The organism is Streptomyces sp. NPDC006711 (assembly GCF_042869775.1).
Taxonomy (GTDB): Bacteria; Actinomycetota; Actinomycetes; order Streptomycetales; family Streptomycetaceae; genus Streptomyces.
The window spans coordinates 119,189-135,631 of sequence record NZ_JBIAGO010000019.1 but is presented as its reverse complement, the minus strand read 5'-3'; the positions used below and the strand labels follow the sequence as shown (position 1 = coordinate 135,631).

Below are 16,443 nucleotides of genomic sequence, written 5' to 3'. Positions count from 1 at the left end.
CCCCACGCCCCACGCCCCACGCCCCACGGCGGCCGGCTCCATCTGCCGACGCCACCGACGGAGCGGTCTTCATCAACGGAGGGAAACGACATGAGCACGTCCGCCATGAACGGCGAGACCCTGGTCCGGGTCGAGAAGGGCAACCCGACCGAGGCCGAACTCGCGGCCCTGGCAACGGTGTTGCTGGCCCGGGCCGCAGCAGCCGGGGACGGCGCTTCGGCGGGGCCCGACGCGGCGGCCCGTGCCACCGCGCGCTGGCACCGCCTGGAGCGTTCGGCCGCGCACCGGCCGCCGCGCAGCTGGCAGGGCGGGGCGGGGCGCAGGGGCGCGGGAGCGTGAGCGGGCAGCGCATGGCGACGCGGGACGCCGCCGACCGGGCGGAGCTGCGGGAACTCTTCGACCGCTACGTGGTGGCCCTGGACTCGGTGGCCGAACGCGACCTGGACGACGACTGGTTCCGTACGGTCTTCACCGAGGACGTCGAGCTGTCCTTCCCGATCGGCTCCCACCACGGAGTCGCGGGCTACGCCGCCTTCCAGCGCACGGCCCGGGCGTGGTGGCGCGCCACGCACCACATCAGCGGCCCCCACGCGGTGGACGTCGAGGGCGACGAGGCACGGCTGCGCGTGCACCAGCTGGCCACGCACGTGCATCTGGCCGCCGACGCCGGGCTGTTCGAGGTCGGCGGGCACTACGAGGCCCGCGCGCTGCGCACGGCGGACGGCTGGCGGCTGGCCCGGATCGTCTTCCACGTCGACTGGACGAGGGGGCGGCGTCTTGCCGCCTTCGCCGACGCCCGGTTCTGAGCGGCCGGCCGGCCCGGGCGGACGGTCGGCTCCCCGGGCCGCCGCCCGGACCGCTCCCCGCGCCGCCGCCCGGGCCGACCGTCCGCCCCCGTACTCAGACCGGCAGGAACAGCTGGCGCAGATGGGCGGGGTAGGCGCCCGCGTCGGCCGCCGCCCGCACGAAGGACTCGGTCAGTTCGGTCAGACGGGCCACCCCCTCGCCGCCCAGGTGCGCGAACGGCGCGGCGTCCAGGCGGTCGGTCTCGTCCTCCAGGTCTTCGCGCAACGTCCTTCCCTGCTCGGTGAGTTGGTTCTCCGGGCCGAGCAGGCCGCGCGCCCGCAGGCGGCTCTCGGCCTCCTCCCACTCCCGCTCGCTCCAGCCCTGTCCGGCGATCACCGCGTCCTTGGGTACGCCCTCGCCGGTGGCGGCGTGCAGGACCAGCGCGTCGAGTCCGGCGATACCGGCGCCGACGAGGACGCAGAGATGGCCGTCGCCCCGGTACTCGCGCAGCAGCGTGGCCGCGTACCAGAGCGCCAGGTGTGCGGGCTCGGGCTCCTTCACGTCCGCCAGGGCCGCGTACATGGGGCGCCCCTGGGGGACGCAGGCCTCGGTCGCCCGCAGGGCCAGCCGTGCCGCCTCGGCCATCCGGGGGGACGCGAGGGTGTCGTGCCCGAGCAGCCGGCGCAGGGTGCTGTCCGCCGCGGCGAACCGCAGTTCAAGGACCTCGGCCGGGGTGATCCGCTCCCAGACGTGCGGCAGGTGCCGGGCGAGGAGGCCGTGCCCGATGCCGCCGAGCGCGGCGCTCGCGGTGCCGGGGCCCACGGCTCCCAGGGCCGCCGTCTTCGCCGTCAGGTGCGCCGCGGCCGGGTCGGTGATGCCGCGTGCGGCCAGCGCGTCGGCGAAGTCGGCCGTGAAGTAGGCCGTCGAATGCAGGGAGTTGAGCATGCGCTGACAGCGACGGACCGCATGCTCCGGAAGAGAAAGAGTAGTCATGTTCATGACATATACGGTATGCCCTGAACGATCACGGATGGAAGATGTTTCGTGGCTGATGTGACGTACCGACTCGCCGTCGGTCAGGCGCCCGGAGCGCCGGAACCCGCTCTGCACACCCTCGTACGGCGCCGCGTCACCTGGTGCCTGCGCGCGGCCCGGTGCCGCGCCGCCGCCCCCCGTGGCGAGGTCATGGATCCTGTCCCGAGCAACGCCTGGAGCGCTGATAGTCATGGCACAACCCTCGAACGCCGCTGAGCCGCAGGTCCGCGAGATCACCCTGGACGCCGCCGGCATCACCCTGTCCGGGCTGCTCGCCGAGCCCGCGGGCGTCCGGCCCAGAGCCGTGCTGGTCGCCATCCACGGAGGCGGCATGCGGGCCGGATACTTCGACAGCCGGGCCCGCCCGGGCCTGTCCCTGCTGACCACGGGAGCCGGACTCGGCTACACCGTGCTCGCCATCGACCGCCCCGGGTACGGCAGTTCGGCCGCAGCGCTGCCCGAGGGGCTGGGCCTGTGCGAGCAGGCCGCCACCCTGCACGCGGCCCTCGCCGCGTTCGCGCGGGGCCACGACACCGGCGCCGGGTTCTTTCTCGTCGCGCACTCTAACGGCGGCAAACTCGCCCTGGCGTCGGCCGCCGACGACAGGACCGGGCTGCTCGGACTCGACATATCGGGCCTGGGCAGCCGGTTCGCCGTGGACCCGCACCAGCTGCCAGGGCCGGCCGGCCACGGCGCGTGGCGCAGGCACTGGGGCGCGCTGCGCCTGTACCCGCCGGACGCCTTCCGGCTCGGGCGCTCGCTCGTCTCGCCGGTCCCGGCCAGGGAGGCGCTGGAGGGGCCCCTGTGGCCCGAGCTCTACCCGGGCTTCGCCGCCCTGGTCCAGGTCCCCGTGCGGTTCACCTTCGCCGAGCAGGAACAGTGGTGGCACTTCGACGAGGAGGCCATCGCCGCCCTGCGCGGACCGCTCGCCGCGCCCCGGGTGTCCGTCGACCACCAGCCCGACGCCGGGCACAACATCAGCCTCGGCTGGGCGGCCCGCACCTACCACCTGCGGGCGCTGGCCTTCCTGGAGGAGTGCCTGCTGGCGCACGACGCGGCGCCGCCGAGGCCGGCGCGGCGCGAGGCCGCCGCCCCCGGGCGCACCGGATCCGTCGGCGGCCTCGACGAGGACCCCGACCGCCACGGCGCCCGCGCGACCGCCCTCGCGCCATCCCGCGTCGCCTGACCGCACACCGCACCGCACCGCACCGCGCGCGACCCCCGCCCCGACCGACCCCGAAAGGCCCCGGCGTGACTTCAGACCTGCTCGACGACGACGACCTGACGACCTTCGAGTTCTTCGGCACCATGCCCATCGCGGCGGGACCCGTCCCCAAGCGCCCGGCGCTGCTCGCAGGCGAGGACCGGGAGACGCCGGACCGCCACATCTTCCGTGGCACCGACTGACCGGCCGCCACGTCCGACAGGGACCTGACACACGCGTGACCCCGCTCTGAAGGTGTCCCTCCTAGGCTCGCCACCCGTGCGCGTATCCACGTCACGTACGCAGCGATGAGAGGGATCCGTGACATCCGACCGGAGCGCCGCATGAGAGGCACGCTCGCCGGCACCTTCCAGTCCCTGACGATCCGCAACTTCCGGCTCTTCGCGGCCGGCCAGCTGGTGTCGGTCGCCGGCACCTGGATGATGGTCGTCGCCCAGGACTGGCTCGTGCTGTCCCTGACCGGCGACTCGGGCACCGCCCTGGGGGTGGTGACGGCGCTACAGTTCGCGCCGCTGCTGCTGCTCACCCTGTACGCGGGCGGGCTGGCCGACCGGCACGACAAGCGCCGGCTGCTGATGGCGGTCAATCTCCTGGCGGGCGCCTTGGCGCTGGCGCTCGCCGTGCTGGTCCTGACCGGCCAACCGCGCCTGTGGCACATCTACCTCTTCGCGCTCGGGCTCGGCACCGTCAACGCCGTGGAAGTGCCCACGCGCATGTCGTTCGTCAGCGAACTCGTCGGCGCCGAGCTGCTGCCGAACGCGTCCGCGCTGAGCGCCGCGTACTTCAACTCGGCCCGGGTCGTGGGCCCGGCCCTCGCCGGTCTGCTGGTCGGCCGGCTGGGGCCGGGCTGGGTGATGCTCCTGAACGCGGCCAGCTATCTGGCCACCGTGGGCGCGCTGCGCCTCATGCGGCCCGCCGAACTCCTGCGCGGCGGATCAGGCCGCGCGAGATCAGGCGTCGCGCACGGGATCCGCCACCTGCTCTCCCGGCGTGACCTGCTGCTGCCCATGGTCCTCGTCGCCGTGACGGGACTGTTCGGCTTCAACTTCCAGGTCACGCTGCCCCTGCTCGCCAAGACCGTCTTCCATGCCGACGCGGACGCCTTCGGGCTGCTCACCGCGTGTTTCGCCGCGGGCTCCCTCGTGGCGGCGTTCGCCACGACGCTGCGCAGGGGCCGTCCGGCGTTCGGCCTCGTCGTCGTGGCCGCGGCCGTGTTCGGCGCCCTGGAGTGCCTGGCGGGCCTGGCCCCCGGCTACGCGGCGGCGGCCGTGCTGCTGACGCTCACCGGCTTCGGGTCCATCTACTTCGCCCAGGCGGCCAACCACCACATCCAGCTCGGCACCGATCCCGCCTACCGGGGCCGGGTCATGGCCCTCTACACGCTGGTGTTCCAGGGCACGACCCCCTTCGGCGCGCTCCTGGTCGGCAGGCTGAGCGAGAACCTGGGCGCGCGCTCGGGCCTCGTCGTCGGCGGCGCGTGCTGTCTGCTCGCCGCCGCCGTCGTCCTCGTACTGCACCGGCGTCAGCGCGGCTCGCCGAACCAGCCGCGCAGCGCCCCCGTCAGCTCCTCGCCGTCCGGTGCCCACGCCACATAGCCGTCCGGGCGCACCAGCACCGCCGAGGGTTTCCCGTGCGCGGACGCGGCGGCGCGCACCGTGCGAAGGACGGGCGCCCAGGCCGCCGCCCCGGCCGGTACCTCGTACGCGTCGCCGAGCACCAGCAGCAGCGGGCGGCCGTCGCGCAGCAGGGTGATCACATCGATCGGGCCGTCCTCGGTCTCCAGGGTCTCGTTGTCGAGGAAGCGTCCTTCCCACGCGGAGGAGTGCTCGGCGCGCGGCGGGTAACACAGGCCCTGGGCGCTGACCATGCCGCCGATCAGGCGACCGCCCTCGTCCTGGGAGAGGAGGCTGTCGAAGAGAGCGCGCAGCGGGTCGAGGTCCGAGTCCGGCCGCATCAGGGTGAGTTGGGCCAGCGTGTTGTCGACGACCTGCTGGGCGACGGGCCTGCGCTCGCTGTCGTAGGAGTCGAGCAGCCCCGGGCCCGCCGTGCCGCGCAGGTGGAAGGCCAGCTTCCAGGCGAGGTTGAGGGCGTCCAGGAGGCCGGTGCTCAGACCCTGGCCGCCGATGGGGAAGTGGACGTGGGCGGCGTCGCCCGCGAGGAAGACGCGGCCCTGGCGGTAGCCGTGGACGATACGGGTGAAGTCGCTGAAGCGGCTGAGGCTCTGGGCGTCGGTGAGCGGCACCTCATGGCCGCTGATCCGCGACAGCTGTTCCTGCAATTCCGCCTGGGTCAGCGGGGTGTGGCGGTCGGGGTGGGGGGCGCTGAGGTCCAGGACGCGGACCAGATGGCGTCCGTCCGGCAGGGCGCGCGCCACGGTCCAGCCGCGCGCGGTGCGCCGCCAGCCCTCCGCAAGCGCGCCCGGCTCGCCGACCCGCACGACGCCCATCGAGGCCGAGACCGTCGGCTCGCGCACATCGGCCGGGAAGGCGAACTGTTCGCGGACCGTGCTGCGGGCACCGTCGGCGCCGACGACGAAGTCGGCGCGGAACTCCACGGTCCCCTGCGGGCCCTCGGCCACCACCACGGCGTGGTCCTGGCTCTGGCGCGCCTCGACGACGCGATGGCCGCGCAGGACGCGGGCCCCCTTCTCCAGCGCGCTCTTCTCGAAGTCCCGCTCCAGGTCGGCCTGGGCGCGCTTGAGGAGCGCGGGGGGCTCACAGGCGGGCGTCGTGATGGACAGGCCGGTCAGGCCGCCGAAGTGGAACGGCGTCGTCACCGTGCCCGAGCGGGTGCCGGACACCGGCAGGTCCAGATAGCCCCGCCGGACGAGCCCCTGCACGGTGCGCGCGTGCAGGGTGTTGGCCTTGGGGTGTTCGTCGATCGTGGTCTTCGACTCCAGTACGACGGTGTCGATGCCGTAACCGGCGAGTTCCGCGGCGACCACCATGCCGACCGGCCCCCCGCCGACCACGACGACGCGCGTCGCGACAACCTTGTGCATCGAGCCCTCCCCCTTGCGCCCGTACGCCCGTGCGATCCGGGCCAGCGCGAACCTAACACAGGCGCGGACGCCGAGGATCCGGGGAAATGGCTGATCAGCGACCATCGCGTCCGGGCCGGCCCGCCCCCGTACGGCACCGCCACGCCCGCCCCGGGCCCGGGCCGCCTGGGCCATCCGGGTGACCCCGGCGGACAGGCCGCCGTGGGCCGCCCGCGCCCGGCTTCCTCACCGCGCGGACCCACCAGGGACGCGTCCCCTCCGGGAGCCAAACTGCCCGTTATGCGGAAGTATGTACCTTTCAAACCGGGTGCGGTAACGCCCTGTGTGTACGCATGCGCAGCCTTGGGGCGCCGACGGACGGAGTCGAGGGATGATGCACGGACCTCGCGGGGGCCGCATACCCCGGGTCGGCCGGACCGCCCGCATCGTGCTCTGCTCGCTCCTCGGGGTGCTGCTGCTCATCGGCGGCGCGGCCGCCTACACCTGGCACCGGCTGAACCGGAACATCTCCGGCGTCGAGCTCGGCTCCCTGCTCACCCCGGCCGCATCCGCCACGTCCGACCTCAACATCCTGATCGTCGGATCCGACTCGCGGGCCGGCAAGAACGCCGCGCGCGCGGGTGGCGGCGACGCCACCGGGCGCTCCGACACCACGCTGCTGCTCCATGTGTACGGCGGCCGCAAGAAGGCGGCGCTCGTCAGCATCCCGCGCGACACCATCGTCGACCGCCCCGCCTGCACCACCGCGTCCGGCACCGAGCTGGCGGCGCGCGAAGGCGTCATGTTCAACTCCGTGTACGAGACGGGCGGTGCCCCCTGCGCGGTCGCGGCGGTGGAAGCGCTGAGCGGCGGGCTGCGCGTGAACCACTACGTCGAGGTCGGCTTCAACGGCTTCGCGGAACTGATGGATGCGCTCGGCGGCACCGACATCACCCTCGCCAAGCCCATCGACGACCAGCAGAGCGGGCTCCATCTCCCGGCCGGCAAGCACCACTTGAACGGGCAGCAGGCCCTCGACCTGGTCCGCACCCGGCACGGCGTGGGCAACGGAAGCGACCTCGGCCGCATCCAGCTCCAGCACCAGTTCCTCACCGCGCTGATCGGGCGGATCAGTGGCGGGCGGCTCCTGTCCGACCCGGCCGGGCTCTTCGAGGTGGCCGACGCCGCGACGAAGTCCCTGACCACCGACTCCTCCCTCGCCCACGTCGGCGACCTCGCGTCCCTCGCCTACTCGATGCGGGGGCTGACCGCGCGGGACGTCCAGATGGTCACGCTGCCGGCCCAGCTTGAGCAGGGCGACGAGGACCGCCTGGTGCCGGACGCGGCCAAGGCCCCCAAGGTCTGGGACGCGCTGCGGGGCGACCGCCCGGTCCCGGACGACGCCCTGTCCGGCACGGCGTCGGGACCGAACGGAATCGGCCAGGTCGTGCTGCCGGGCTGAGCGGGTATGTCCCGGCCCCGGGCCGTTGTGTTCTACACCGACCTTGACCGGAGCCGAGGAGGGGCATAGCGTCGTGCCGCACATACTGAGCGGACGCTTAGGAGGGCATCCCGTGGTGACGACAGGGGAGCAGGACGGTGGGGCGCGGCCGGACGCGGCGCGCATCGAACCCGGCCGGGCCGAGGCGCTGCTCACCGCGCCCGGCGCGCCGTTCGCCGTCGTCCGGGGCGAGAGCGGCGCTCTGGAGTACGCCACCGGGCCGCGCACCCTGCGGGAGTTCGCCGAGACGGTCTGGGCCTTCGGCGAGAGCCCCTTCCTGATCGCCGAGAGCCGCACCTACTCCTACGCCGAGTTCTTCGCCGCCTCCTGCGCCCTGGCCCGCCGCCTGGCCGGCACCTACGGGCTGCGCCCCGGTGACCGCGCGGTCATCGCCCTGCGCAACCACCCCGAGTGGCAGATCGCCTTCTGGGCCGCCCAGTTGGCGGGCCTGGTGGCCGTGCCGCTGAACGCGTGGTGGACGGCGGAGGAGTGCGCGTACGCCCTCGACGACTGCGACCCGGGGGTGCTGCTCGTCGACGGCGAGCGCCTGGAGCGGGTGGCCGGATGGGCCGGCGCGCGCGGGGTGCGCGGCCTGGTCTTCCACCACGCGGGCGCGCTGCCCGACGGCTTCGAGCGGTACGCCGACCTCGCCGAGCTGACCTCGCCCGACCCGGCCGCCGGGCCGCCGGACGTCCACGTCTCGCCGGACGCGGACGCCACCATCATCTACACCTCCGGCACCACCGGCCGCCCCAAGGGTGCCGTCGCCACCCAGCTCGCGCAGGCCGGGGCGGTCATGAACCCCCGCTTCCAGGCGGCCATGTCCCTGCTCGGGCGCGGCCTCGTCCCGGGGCAGGGGCCCGCCCCGGTCACGCTCATGACCTTCCCCTTCTTCCACGTGGCCGCGTTCACCTCGGTGTACGCGACGATGTCGGCGGGCGGTGCGCTGGTCCTGATGCGCAAATGGGACGCGCGGCGGGCCCTCGCCCTGATCCGTGAGCACCGGGTCACCGCCTACGCCGGTGTCCCGGCGACCGCCCTGCAACTCCTGGACGCGGCCGATGAGTTGGGCGACCGGCTCGACACGCTGACCGCGCTCAACACCGGCGGCGCGCCGGCCCCGCCCGGTCTGGTGAGCGGGCTGAGCGCGCGGTACGGCTCACGGGTCGAGCCGCGCAACGGGTACGGGCTGACCGAGACGAGCGGCGGGGTGCTGGCCAACTTCGGCGCGGAGTACCGCCAATGGCCCGAAAGCGCGGGGCGGCCCACGCCGGCGACGGAGGTGCGGGTCGCCGGGGCGGACGGCGCGGCGCTCGCCGAGGGGGAGACCGGCGAACTCTGGCTGCGCGGGCAGTCGTTGGTGCGCGGGTACTGGAACGATCCGGAAGCCACCCGGCAGGCGTTCTCTGCGGGGTGGTTCAGGACGGGTGACCTCGCGGTGGTGCGCGAGGGGCGGGTCGGGATCGTCGACCGGATCAAGGACATGGTGATCCGGGGCGGCGAGAACGTGTACTGCGTGGAGGTCGAGGGGGTCCTCCACGACCACCCGGCGGTGCTGGACGCGGCGGTGCTCGGGGTGCCGCACCCGGTGCTGGGGGAGGAGGTGGCGGCGGTGGTGCAGGTGCGGCCGGGCGCGTCGGTGTCACCGGACGAGCTGCGGGCCCATGTGGCCGGGGTGCTTGCGGGGTTCAAGGTGCCGGCGCGAGTGATGGTGGGCGAGGACCCGCTGCCGCGCAACGCGACGGGGAAGGTGCTGAAGCGGGAGCTGCGGGAACGGTGGGAAGGCTCCTGAACCGGCCATGAAAAGCGGCGAGTTCGGCACCAGTCGCCGGATCCGGCTCCGGATCCGGAGCGGTCAGGAGCGGGTCACCTTCACGTGGTAGTTGCCCATGCCGTCCACGCCCGTCACCGCGATCCGGATTCCGTTGGTCCGGTCCGTGAAGGATTCGCCCGTGGTGTACGTCGCGTCGGAGAGTTCCGCGTTGACGTTGGGGCGCCGGGTGCAGCCCCCCGCCGTGGGTTCGGCGTCCGAGACGCTGATGGGGCCGCGGCCGGTGTCCACGCCCGCGTCCACGCGGTAGATCAGCACCCCTGGCTTGCAGACCACCTCGTCGTTGCCGGCCTGGGTGCGGACCTCCACCGCGTACCCGCTCTCCTTGGTGACCGGCACGAAGACCAGCTTGGGGCCGCCCTCGGTGGCCAGCGGGGTCAGCGCGTACTGGCTGTCGCCGGTCCCGGTCGCGCAGGACACCTGGCTGTTGTCGAGCCAGCCCAGCTTCCACTTGTGCCAGCCCAGCATGTCGTTGTTGGCCCCCCAGTCCTCGGACATGATGTCCCAGTGCCCGACGGCGCCGCCGCCCTGCGCGGTGTAGAGGTCGGGCAGCCCGAAGACATGGCCGTTCTCGTGCGGCAGCACCCGGTAGCCGGTCTGCCCGTACGACCCCGACCCGTCGTCCTGGCGGCTGTAGACGAACGAGGTGTTGGACAGCGGGACCCCGTCGGCGTACGGCGCGTCCTCGTTGCCGGAGAACGTCACCGACAGGACCGTGTCCAGCGCGGAGGGGCCCGCGTTCGGCGTGACCAGCACGTTCACCAGGTCGTACTTGGAGAAGTTCACCCGGGGGCCCGCCGCCGCGACCATGTCCTGGACCAGCCGGTGGTAGCCCGGCTCATAGGGGGAGCCCCGGTCGATCCCGTACGCCGAGAAGGCCTTCGGCATCCGGAGCCACTGCGGGATGGGCGCCTCGGGCCGGTAGTCGAGGCGGCCGTAGGAGGCGTTGCGGAACCAGTTGCTGGTCTGCGGGAAGAACTCCTGGTAGCGGCTGAGCGCGGTCCCGCTGCCCGGCGCGTCCGGGAAGTCGATCATCAGCGTGAGGGCCCGGACGATTCCGGTGGAGTGCGCGTACCCGGGGGGCGTCGGCATCCCCTCCGACATCTGGACGCCGAGCGTGGCCGGGATGCGGCAGGGGTCGAGCGGGGACTCGCCGGGGGCGGCCACCGGCCCGGCGGAGGCGCGGGTGGCGACGGTGAGCGTGGTGGATCCGGTGGTCAGCGCGGCGAGCGCGACCGAGGTGAGGGCGGCGCCGAAGAACGTGCTGCGGCGCCGGGTGCGTATCCGGCGTCCGGGCGCCCGGTCCGGGCGGGACTGGCTGACGTCCTGCATGCGCACGCCCTCGCCTTCGGGTACGCGGCAGCTGGCCGGTTCCTCGCTGCGCTCGTCTGATCACCCTGTGTCGGAGGGGTCGGGGGCGCGCGCTGGGTGGCCCGAATGTGGGTTTTTCCGGACATGGGCGGCGGTGGCGCAGGTCACATTCAGGACGGGAAATAAACGGGGACGCTCTCCCCGTTTGAACCGGTGTCCCCACGAAACGGGGAGTGCTTCTCCGCTTGGGTCAGGTCCCGGCGGAACCCGTCCATCGCGCTCGCCCTGAACAGGCGATCGCCCCCGTACCCCGGTCAAGAAGAAGGAGCACAGCCGTGTCGACTGCCGCCGCACCCGCCAGCGCTCAGCCGCGCCGCGCCCCGCGTCCGCGGGCCGACGCCCTGCGCAACCGGGAGCGGATCATCGCCGCCGCGCGGGAGATGTTCGTCGAGTTCGGCGCCGAGGTGCCGCTGGACGAGGTCGCCCGCAGGGCCGGCGTCGGCAACGCCACGATCTACCGCCACTTCGCCGACCGCACCGAGCTCATCACCAGCGTGGTCCTGTCCGTCATGGACCGCGTCGCCGACCGGGCCGAGGCGGCCGCCGCCGAGGAGGCCGACCCCTTCGACGCGCTGCGCCGCTTCGTGCACGCGGCGGCGGACGAGCGGATCGGCGCGCTCTGTCCGATGCTCTCCGACCGCTTCGACCAGGACCACGCCGAGCTGAACGCGGCAAGCGTCCGCCTCGAACGCGACGTGGAGGGGCTGATGGACCGCGCCCGCGCGGCCGGCCGGCTCCGCACCGACGTCGCCGTGGGCGATCTCATGGTCGCCCTCTCCCAGCTGACCCGGCCGCTGCCGGGCACGCCCTGCCTGAACATCGACCAGTTCGTCCACCGTCATCTGCAACTGTTCCTCGACGGGCTTCAGGCCCCGGCGCGGTCCGAGCTGCCGGGCAGTGCGGCGACCCTCGAAGACCTCCGGAGGGGTTGACCGTCTTCTTGGTTCAACTCCCCGTTCACATCCTGTAGTTGAAGCGCAGTTACAACACTTTTCTCGGTAATCCGCGTCCCAAGGTGGCTACCCCCATGTCTCAAACAGTCGGTCTGGACAAGCCGGACCAGCTCTCCCTCGTCCCCGACCCCAGTCGCTGGAAGGCGCTCGCCTTCATAGCCCTGGCCCAGCTGATGGTCGTGCTCGACGCGACGATCGTGAACATCGCGCTGCCCTCCGCCCAGCACGCGCTGCACATCAGTGACGCCAACAAGCAGTGGGTCATCACCGCTTACGCCCTCGCGTTCGGCGGCCTGCTCCTGTTCGGCGGGCGCATCGCCGACCTGTGGGGCCGCAAGCGCACCTTCGTCGTCGGTCTGCTCGGCTTCGCCGCGGCCTCCGCGCTCGGCGGCGCCGCCACCGGTGAGGCCATGCTGCTGGGTTCGCGCGCGCTCCAGGGTGCCTTCGGCGCGCTGCTGGCGCCGGCCGCCCTCTCGCTGCTCGCCGTGATGTTCACCGACGCCAAGGAGCGCGCCAAGGCGTTCGGCATCTACGGTGCGATCGCCGGTGGCGGTGGCGCGGTGGGCCTGATCCTCGGCGGTTTCCTCACCGAGTACCTGAACTGGCGCTGGACCTTCTTCGTGAACATCCCGTTCGCGATCGTCGCCGCACTCGGCGCCTACCTCGTCATCCGTGAGCCGGCCGGCACCCGCAACCGCTCGCCGCTCGACGTCCCCGGTGTGCTCCTGTCCACCACCGGCCTGGTCGCGCTGGTCTACGGCTTCACCCGCGCCGAGTCGGCCGGCTGGTCGGACGCCGTGACGATCACGATGTTCGTCGCGTCCGCGGTGCTGCTCGCCGCCTTCGTCACCGTTGAGGCCCGGGTGCGCCACCCGCTGCTGCCCCCGCGCGTCATCACCAACCGCAACCGCGGCGGTGTCTACCTCTCGCTCGGCCTCGCCATCATCGCGATGTTCGGCCTCTTCCTCTTCCTGACCTACTACCTCCAGGTCGTGAAGGGCTACTCGCCGGTCAAGACGGGCTTCGCGTTCCTGCCCATGATCGCGGGCATGATCACCGGCTCCACGCAGATCGGCGCCCGCCTGATGACCCGGGTCGCACCGCGCCTGCTGATGGGCCCCGGCTTCCTGACCGCCGCGGCCGGCATGCTGATCCTGACCCAGCTGTCCATCTCGACCTCGTACGCCGCGGTGATCCTGCCGGCGCAGATCCTGCTCGGCCTCGGCATGGGCACCGCGTTCATGCCCGCCATGTCGCTGGCCACCATCGGCGTCGAGCCGCGCGACGCGGGGGTCGCCTCCGCGATGGTCAACACCTCGCAGCAGGTCGGCGGCGCGATCGGCACGGCGCTGCTCAACACCATCGCCGCCTCCGCGACGACCGCGTACGTCACCGGGCACATGGCCCTCGGCGCCACCAACCCCGAGCTCCTGAAGCTCCAGGCCATGGTGCACGGCTTCACCGCCGCCATCTGGTGGGCGGTCGGCATCCTGGTGACCGCCTCCGTCATCGCCGTCACCTTCATCAACACCGGCCGCCCGGGCGGTACTTCGGTCGCCGGGACGGGCGCCGGTGAGGATGCCGAGGACGAGGTGCGCATCCCGGTGGTCGCCCACTGACCGCCCGCGCCCGGTAGCACCCCGGACGCACGGACCTGCCCTGGCCCCGCTCGACTCAGCGGAGCCAGGGCAGGTCCGCTTTGGTGTCGGTGGGCTGGAGCCCCTGCGCCATCACCCGCATGATCTCGCCGAGCTGGTCCACCTGCTCGGGGGTGAGCCGGTCGAACAGGGCCTGGCGTACGGCGGCGACATGCCCGGGCGCCGAGCGCTCAAGGACCTCGTACCCGGCGTCGGTCAGGGTGGCGAGCTGGCCCCGCTTGTCGGAGGGGCAGTCCTCGCGCCGCACCCAGCCGTTCTTCTCCAGGCGCGCGATCGCGTGGGAGAGCCGGGAGCGGGTGATCTTCGCGTTCTTGGCGAGCTCGGTCATCCGCAGCCGCCGCCGGGGCGCCTGCGAGAGCTGGACGAGCAGCCCGTAGTAGATGTGCGGCATCCCGGCGTCGCGCTGGAGCTGTCGGTCGAGGTGGTCTTCGAAGAGCCGGGTGGCGTGGAGGTAGGCGCGCCAGGTGCGCTGCTCCTCGTCGGTGAGCCAGTTGGGTGCCGAGGTCATACATCTACTGTACGGACGCTCCTTGAATGTTTAACTAGCTCTCGCTCTGCGCGGAGTCCGGCAAATCGGTCATCGCGAGCAACCGCACCGCGGCGCAGGCCGTCTAGGTGAAGGGGGGCGCGGTCGCGGGCGGTGCTCTTCGGGGGTGAAGGGGATCACATCGCCTGTGATGGCGGTCTCAGGGATGAAGGTGTCATAAAGACCGGCAAACGCCCCCGGTCCGCCCTCGTCACCCGCTCTGACCTGCGCCTCTGTACGGATTCGCGGTCCCTGTCACCCGCTCGCGGCGCGACAGGGTACTGCATGATCACGAATCTGGAGGGCCCGGTCGGGAATTCTGTCCGGATTCCAGCCGTTGTTTCCATCGGATGCAGGGCACCCGGGAGGGTGTCGCGACCACTCAGTAAGGGAGCACGCATGGCAACCCGCGCCGTCGCCCGCCGACAGTCCGCCTCTGGCGGTTCGGATTCGGGAAGCAGGGTCCGCGCAGTCAGCGGTGAGATCGCCGACCGCGACCTGGTCGGTATGTACCTCGACGAAATCGCGCGTACGCCGCTGCTCGACGCCGCCAAGGAGGTCGAGCTCTCGCAGACCATCGAGGCCGGTGTGTACGCACGCCAGATCCTCGACGGCGCGGCGACGTCGGACGTCTACGCGCCGGGGTCGGGCAAGGCGGCCGGAGCCACCCGCGAGGAGCTGGAGGCGCTGTACGCCGAGGGGGAGCGCGCCAAGGACCTGTTCATCCGATCCAACCTGCGCCTGGTCGTAGCCGTGGCCCGGCGCTACCCGAGGGCGGGTCTGCCGCTGCTCGACCTCATCCAGGAGGGCAACGCCGGCTTGGTGCGCGCGGTCGAGAAGTTCGACTACGCCAAGGGATTCAAGTTCTCCACGTACGCGACGTGGTGGATCCGCCAGGCCATCACCCGCTCCATCGCCGACCAGTCCCGCACCATCCGCCTCCCCGTCCACCTCGTGGAGGAGCTGGGCCGCATCCGCCGGATTCAGCGCGAGTTCAACCGGGAGAACGGCCGCGACCCCGAGCACACGGAGATCGCCGCCGAGCTGGGCTCCACGCCCGAGCGCGTCGGTGACGTGCTCGACTGGGCGCGCGACCCGGTCTCCTTGAACATGCCGGTGGACGACCAGGGCGAGACCCAGTTCGGCGATCTGCTTGAGGACACCTCGGCCGTCTCGCCCGAGCAGTCGGTGCTCACCCTGCTGCGCAGCGAAGAGCTCGACGACCTGATCGGCAAGCTCGACCAGCGAACCGCCTCGATCATCAAGATGCGTTACGGCATTGATGACGGTCGAGAGCGTACGCTGACAGAAGTAGGCAAGGAACACGGACTGACCCGTGAGCGCATCCGGCAGATCGAGAAGCACGCGCTGCTCGAGCTGAAGAAGATGGCGCGCGACACGGGCTCCGACGCGGCGGCCTAGGCCCCGCCCCCCCAAGACGAGCTCCGGCACCCTCCCCCCCTGGTGCTGGGGCTCCCGGCCCCGGCACCTTCCCCCCCTGGTGTCGGGGCCCCTCTCTTTTGTCTCCTCTGTTCTCCCTCTCCTTCACTCCTCCGGCGCAGCCGGGGCCGCCCGGATCAGACGCTCGCCCAGATCGCGCAGATACGCCGTCATCACCGGTGGCTGGTGGACGGTGAATTCGCAGTCCACCAGGGCGAGCCGCAGCGCCACCCACTCCAGGGAGTCGGTGCACGAGGCGCGCAGGCGGCAGCGCCCCTCCTCCAGCGGCTCGGGCGCGCCGAGGACGCCGGGCAGGCGGGCGGTCACGAAGTCGGCCGGCGCCTCGAAGGTGATGTCGAGATCCAGGACGGGCAGGACGGGCCTGAGCCGCTGCATCGAGGCGCGCACGAACTCCGCCGCGTTCGCCTCCGGCAGCTCACGCGGCGCGAAGCGCGCCCCGGTCGCGAACGGCTCGGTGATCCGGTCGACCCGGAACGTACGCCAGTCGCCGCGTTCGATGTCGTACGCCACCAGGTACCACCGGCGCCCCGTGGAGACCAGGCGGTAGGGCTCGGCCAGGCGCTTGGTGGCGGTGCGGTCGCCCGAGACATAGCCGAAGCGCACCCGCTCCTCACCGGTGACGGCCGAGGCCAGCGTGGTCAGGGTGCGCGGGTCGACGGTGGCGCCGTCCCCGCGCCAGGCCCCGGACAGCGGCATCGTGGCGGCCTGGAGGTTCGCGACGCGGCGGCGCAGACGCGAGGGGAGCACCTGCTCCAGCTTGGCCAGCGCCCGCACCGAGGCCTCCTCCACCCCGTCCACCGCGTGGCCCGCGCCCGCACGCAGGCCCACCGCGATCGCCACGGCCTCCTCGTCGTCGAGGACCAGCGGCGGCATCGCCTTGCCCGCGACGAGCCGGTACCCGCCGTCGGCGCCGCGCGCCGCCTGCACGGGGTAGCCGAGCTCGCGCAGCCGGTCGATGTCGCGCCGCACCGTGCGCCGGGACACCCCGAGCCGGTCCGCGAGCTCGCCGCCGGGCCATTCGCGCGGGGTCTGGAGCAGGGAGAGCAGTTGCAGCAGCCGTGCCGGGGTGTCGGTCATGCCGTCCAGGATGCCGCGCCAAAGAGGACACAGTGTGAC

Annotated in this window: 15 protein-coding genes; 10 read left to right on the top strand and 5 right to left on the bottom strand. The window is 72.6% G+C overall.

Annotated features, from left to right (window positions below):
- The first annotated feature begins 90 nt into the window (after window positions 1-90).
- Together ACFYM2_RS29495 and ACFYM2_RS29490 are read left to right on the top strand one after the other, a co-directional pair.
- Window positions 91-339 carry an acyl-CoA carboxylase epsilon subunit gene (locus tag ACFYM2_RS29495; RefSeq protein WP_359002026.1) on the top strand — a complete coding sequence of 83 codons (249 nt, stop codon included), beginning with the start codon at window positions 91-93 and terminating at the stop codon, window positions 337-339.
- Window positions 336-806 (top strand): nuclear transport factor 2 family protein, encoded by a 471-nt coding sequence (locus ACFYM2_RS29490; protein WP_388461356.1) that lies wholly within the window; start codon window positions 336-338, stop codon window positions 804-806. Before ACFYM2_RS29495 ends, ACFYM2_RS29490 begins: the two co-directional genes overlap by 4 nt.
- 94 nt (window positions 807-900) lie before the next feature.
- Here the strand turns inward: ACFYM2_RS29490 and ACFYM2_RS29485 are convergent, their stop codons facing one another.
- Window positions 901-1,785, bottom strand: coding sequence for a hypothetical protein (locus tag ACFYM2_RS29485; RefSeq protein WP_388840452.1), 885 nt, complete (start codon window positions 1,783-1,785; stop codon window positions 901-903).
- A gap of 226 nt (window positions 1,786-2,011) precedes the next feature.
- On the opposite strand from ACFYM2_RS29485, the gene ACFYM2_RS29480 reads away from it, so the two are divergent.
- The 3 genes from ACFYM2_RS29480 to ACFYM2_RS29470 all read left to right on the top strand — a co-directional run bounded on the left by ACFYM2_RS29480 (window position 2,012) and on the right by ACFYM2_RS29470 (window position 4,641).
- Window positions 2,012-3,007: an alpha/beta hydrolase gene (locus ACFYM2_RS29480; protein ID WP_359002020.1), complete on the top strand. Its 996-nt coding sequence runs from the start codon at window positions 2,012-2,014 to the stop codon at window positions 3,005-3,007.
- 65 nt (window positions 3,008-3,072) lie between these two features.
- Complete coding sequence (locus tag ACFYM2_RS29475) at window positions 3,073-3,228, top strand: hypothetical protein (protein ID WP_388461361.1); 156 nt, start codon at window positions 3,073-3,075, stop codon at window positions 3,226-3,228.
- Window positions 3,229-3,369: 141 nt separating this feature from the next.
- Complete coding sequence (locus ACFYM2_RS29470; RefSeq protein ID WP_388840449.1) at window positions 3,370-4,641, top strand: MFS transporter; 1,272 nt, start codon at window positions 3,370-3,372, stop codon at window positions 4,639-4,641.
- On the opposite strand, the gene ACFYM2_RS29465 is transcribed toward ACFYM2_RS29470, so the two are convergent.
- Window positions 4,569-6,047 (bottom strand): FAD-dependent monooxygenase, encoded by a 1,479-nt coding sequence (locus ACFYM2_RS29465; protein WP_388840446.1) that lies wholly within the window; start codon window positions 6,045-6,047, stop codon window positions 4,569-4,571. The genes ACFYM2_RS29470 and ACFYM2_RS29465 overlap by 73 nt on opposite strands.
- A 370-nt stretch (window positions 6,048-6,417) precedes the next feature.
- On the opposite strand from ACFYM2_RS29465, the gene ACFYM2_RS29460 reads away from it, so the two are divergent.
- The gene (locus tag ACFYM2_RS29460; protein ID WP_388840443.1) at window positions 6,418-7,488 is read left to right on the top strand and encodes an LCP family protein; all 1,071 of its coding nucleotides are present in this window, start codon (window positions 6,418-6,420) and stop codon (window positions 7,486-7,488) included.
- A gap of 115 nt (window positions 7,489-7,603) precedes the next feature.
- A complete protein-coding gene (locus ACFYM2_RS29455; RefSeq protein ID WP_388840491.1) occupies window positions 7,604-9,319 on the top strand; it encodes a class I adenylate-forming enzyme family protein in 1,716 nt (571 codons plus the stop codon).
- A 63-nt stretch (window positions 9,320-9,382) separates the two neighbouring features.
- Here the strand turns inward: ACFYM2_RS29455 and ACFYM2_RS29450 are convergent, their stop codons facing one another.
- On the bottom strand, window positions 9,383-10,690 hold the full coding sequence (locus tag ACFYM2_RS29450; protein WP_388840488.1) for a M6 family metalloprotease domain-containing protein: 1,308 nt from the start codon (window positions 10,688-10,690) through the stop codon (window positions 9,383-9,385).
- A gap of 314 nt (window positions 10,691-11,004) precedes the next feature.
- Between ACFYM2_RS29450 and ACFYM2_RS29445 the strand changes: the two genes are divergently transcribed.
- Together ACFYM2_RS29445 and ACFYM2_RS29440 are read left to right on the top strand one after the other, a co-directional pair.
- Window positions 11,005-11,661, top strand: coding sequence for a TetR family transcriptional regulator (locus ACFYM2_RS29445; RefSeq protein ID WP_359002010.1), 657 nt, complete (start codon window positions 11,005-11,007; stop codon window positions 11,659-11,661).
- A 95-nt stretch (window positions 11,662-11,756) separates the two neighbouring features.
- Window positions 11,757-13,301, top strand: coding sequence for an MFS transporter (locus tag ACFYM2_RS29440; protein WP_359002008.1), 1,545 nt, complete (start codon window positions 11,757-11,759; stop codon window positions 13,299-13,301).
- A 55-nt stretch (window positions 13,302-13,356) separates the two neighbouring features.
- Here the strand turns inward: ACFYM2_RS29440 and ACFYM2_RS29435 are convergent, their stop codons facing one another.
- Complete coding sequence (locus ACFYM2_RS29435) at window positions 13,357-13,848, bottom strand: MarR family transcriptional regulator (RefSeq protein WP_359002007.1); 492 nt, start codon at window positions 13,846-13,848, stop codon at window positions 13,357-13,359.
- Between the two features lie 417 nt (window positions 13,849-14,265).
- On the opposite strand from ACFYM2_RS29435, the gene ACFYM2_RS29430 reads away from it, so the two are divergent.
- Entirely contained in the window at window positions 14,266-15,288 is a 1,023-nt protein-coding gene (locus ACFYM2_RS29430; RefSeq protein ID WP_388840440.1) for an RNA polymerase sigma factor RpoD/SigA, read from the top strand.
- Window positions 15,289-15,411: 123 nt separating this feature from the next.
- Here ACFYM2_RS29430 and ACFYM2_RS29425 read toward each other — a convergent pair whose 3' ends face one another.
- Entirely contained in the window at window positions 15,412-16,404 is a 993-nt protein-coding gene (locus ACFYM2_RS29425; RefSeq protein ID WP_388840437.1) for a helix-turn-helix transcriptional regulator, read from the bottom strand.
- Between the last annotated feature and the right edge of the window lie 39 nt (window positions 16,405-16,443).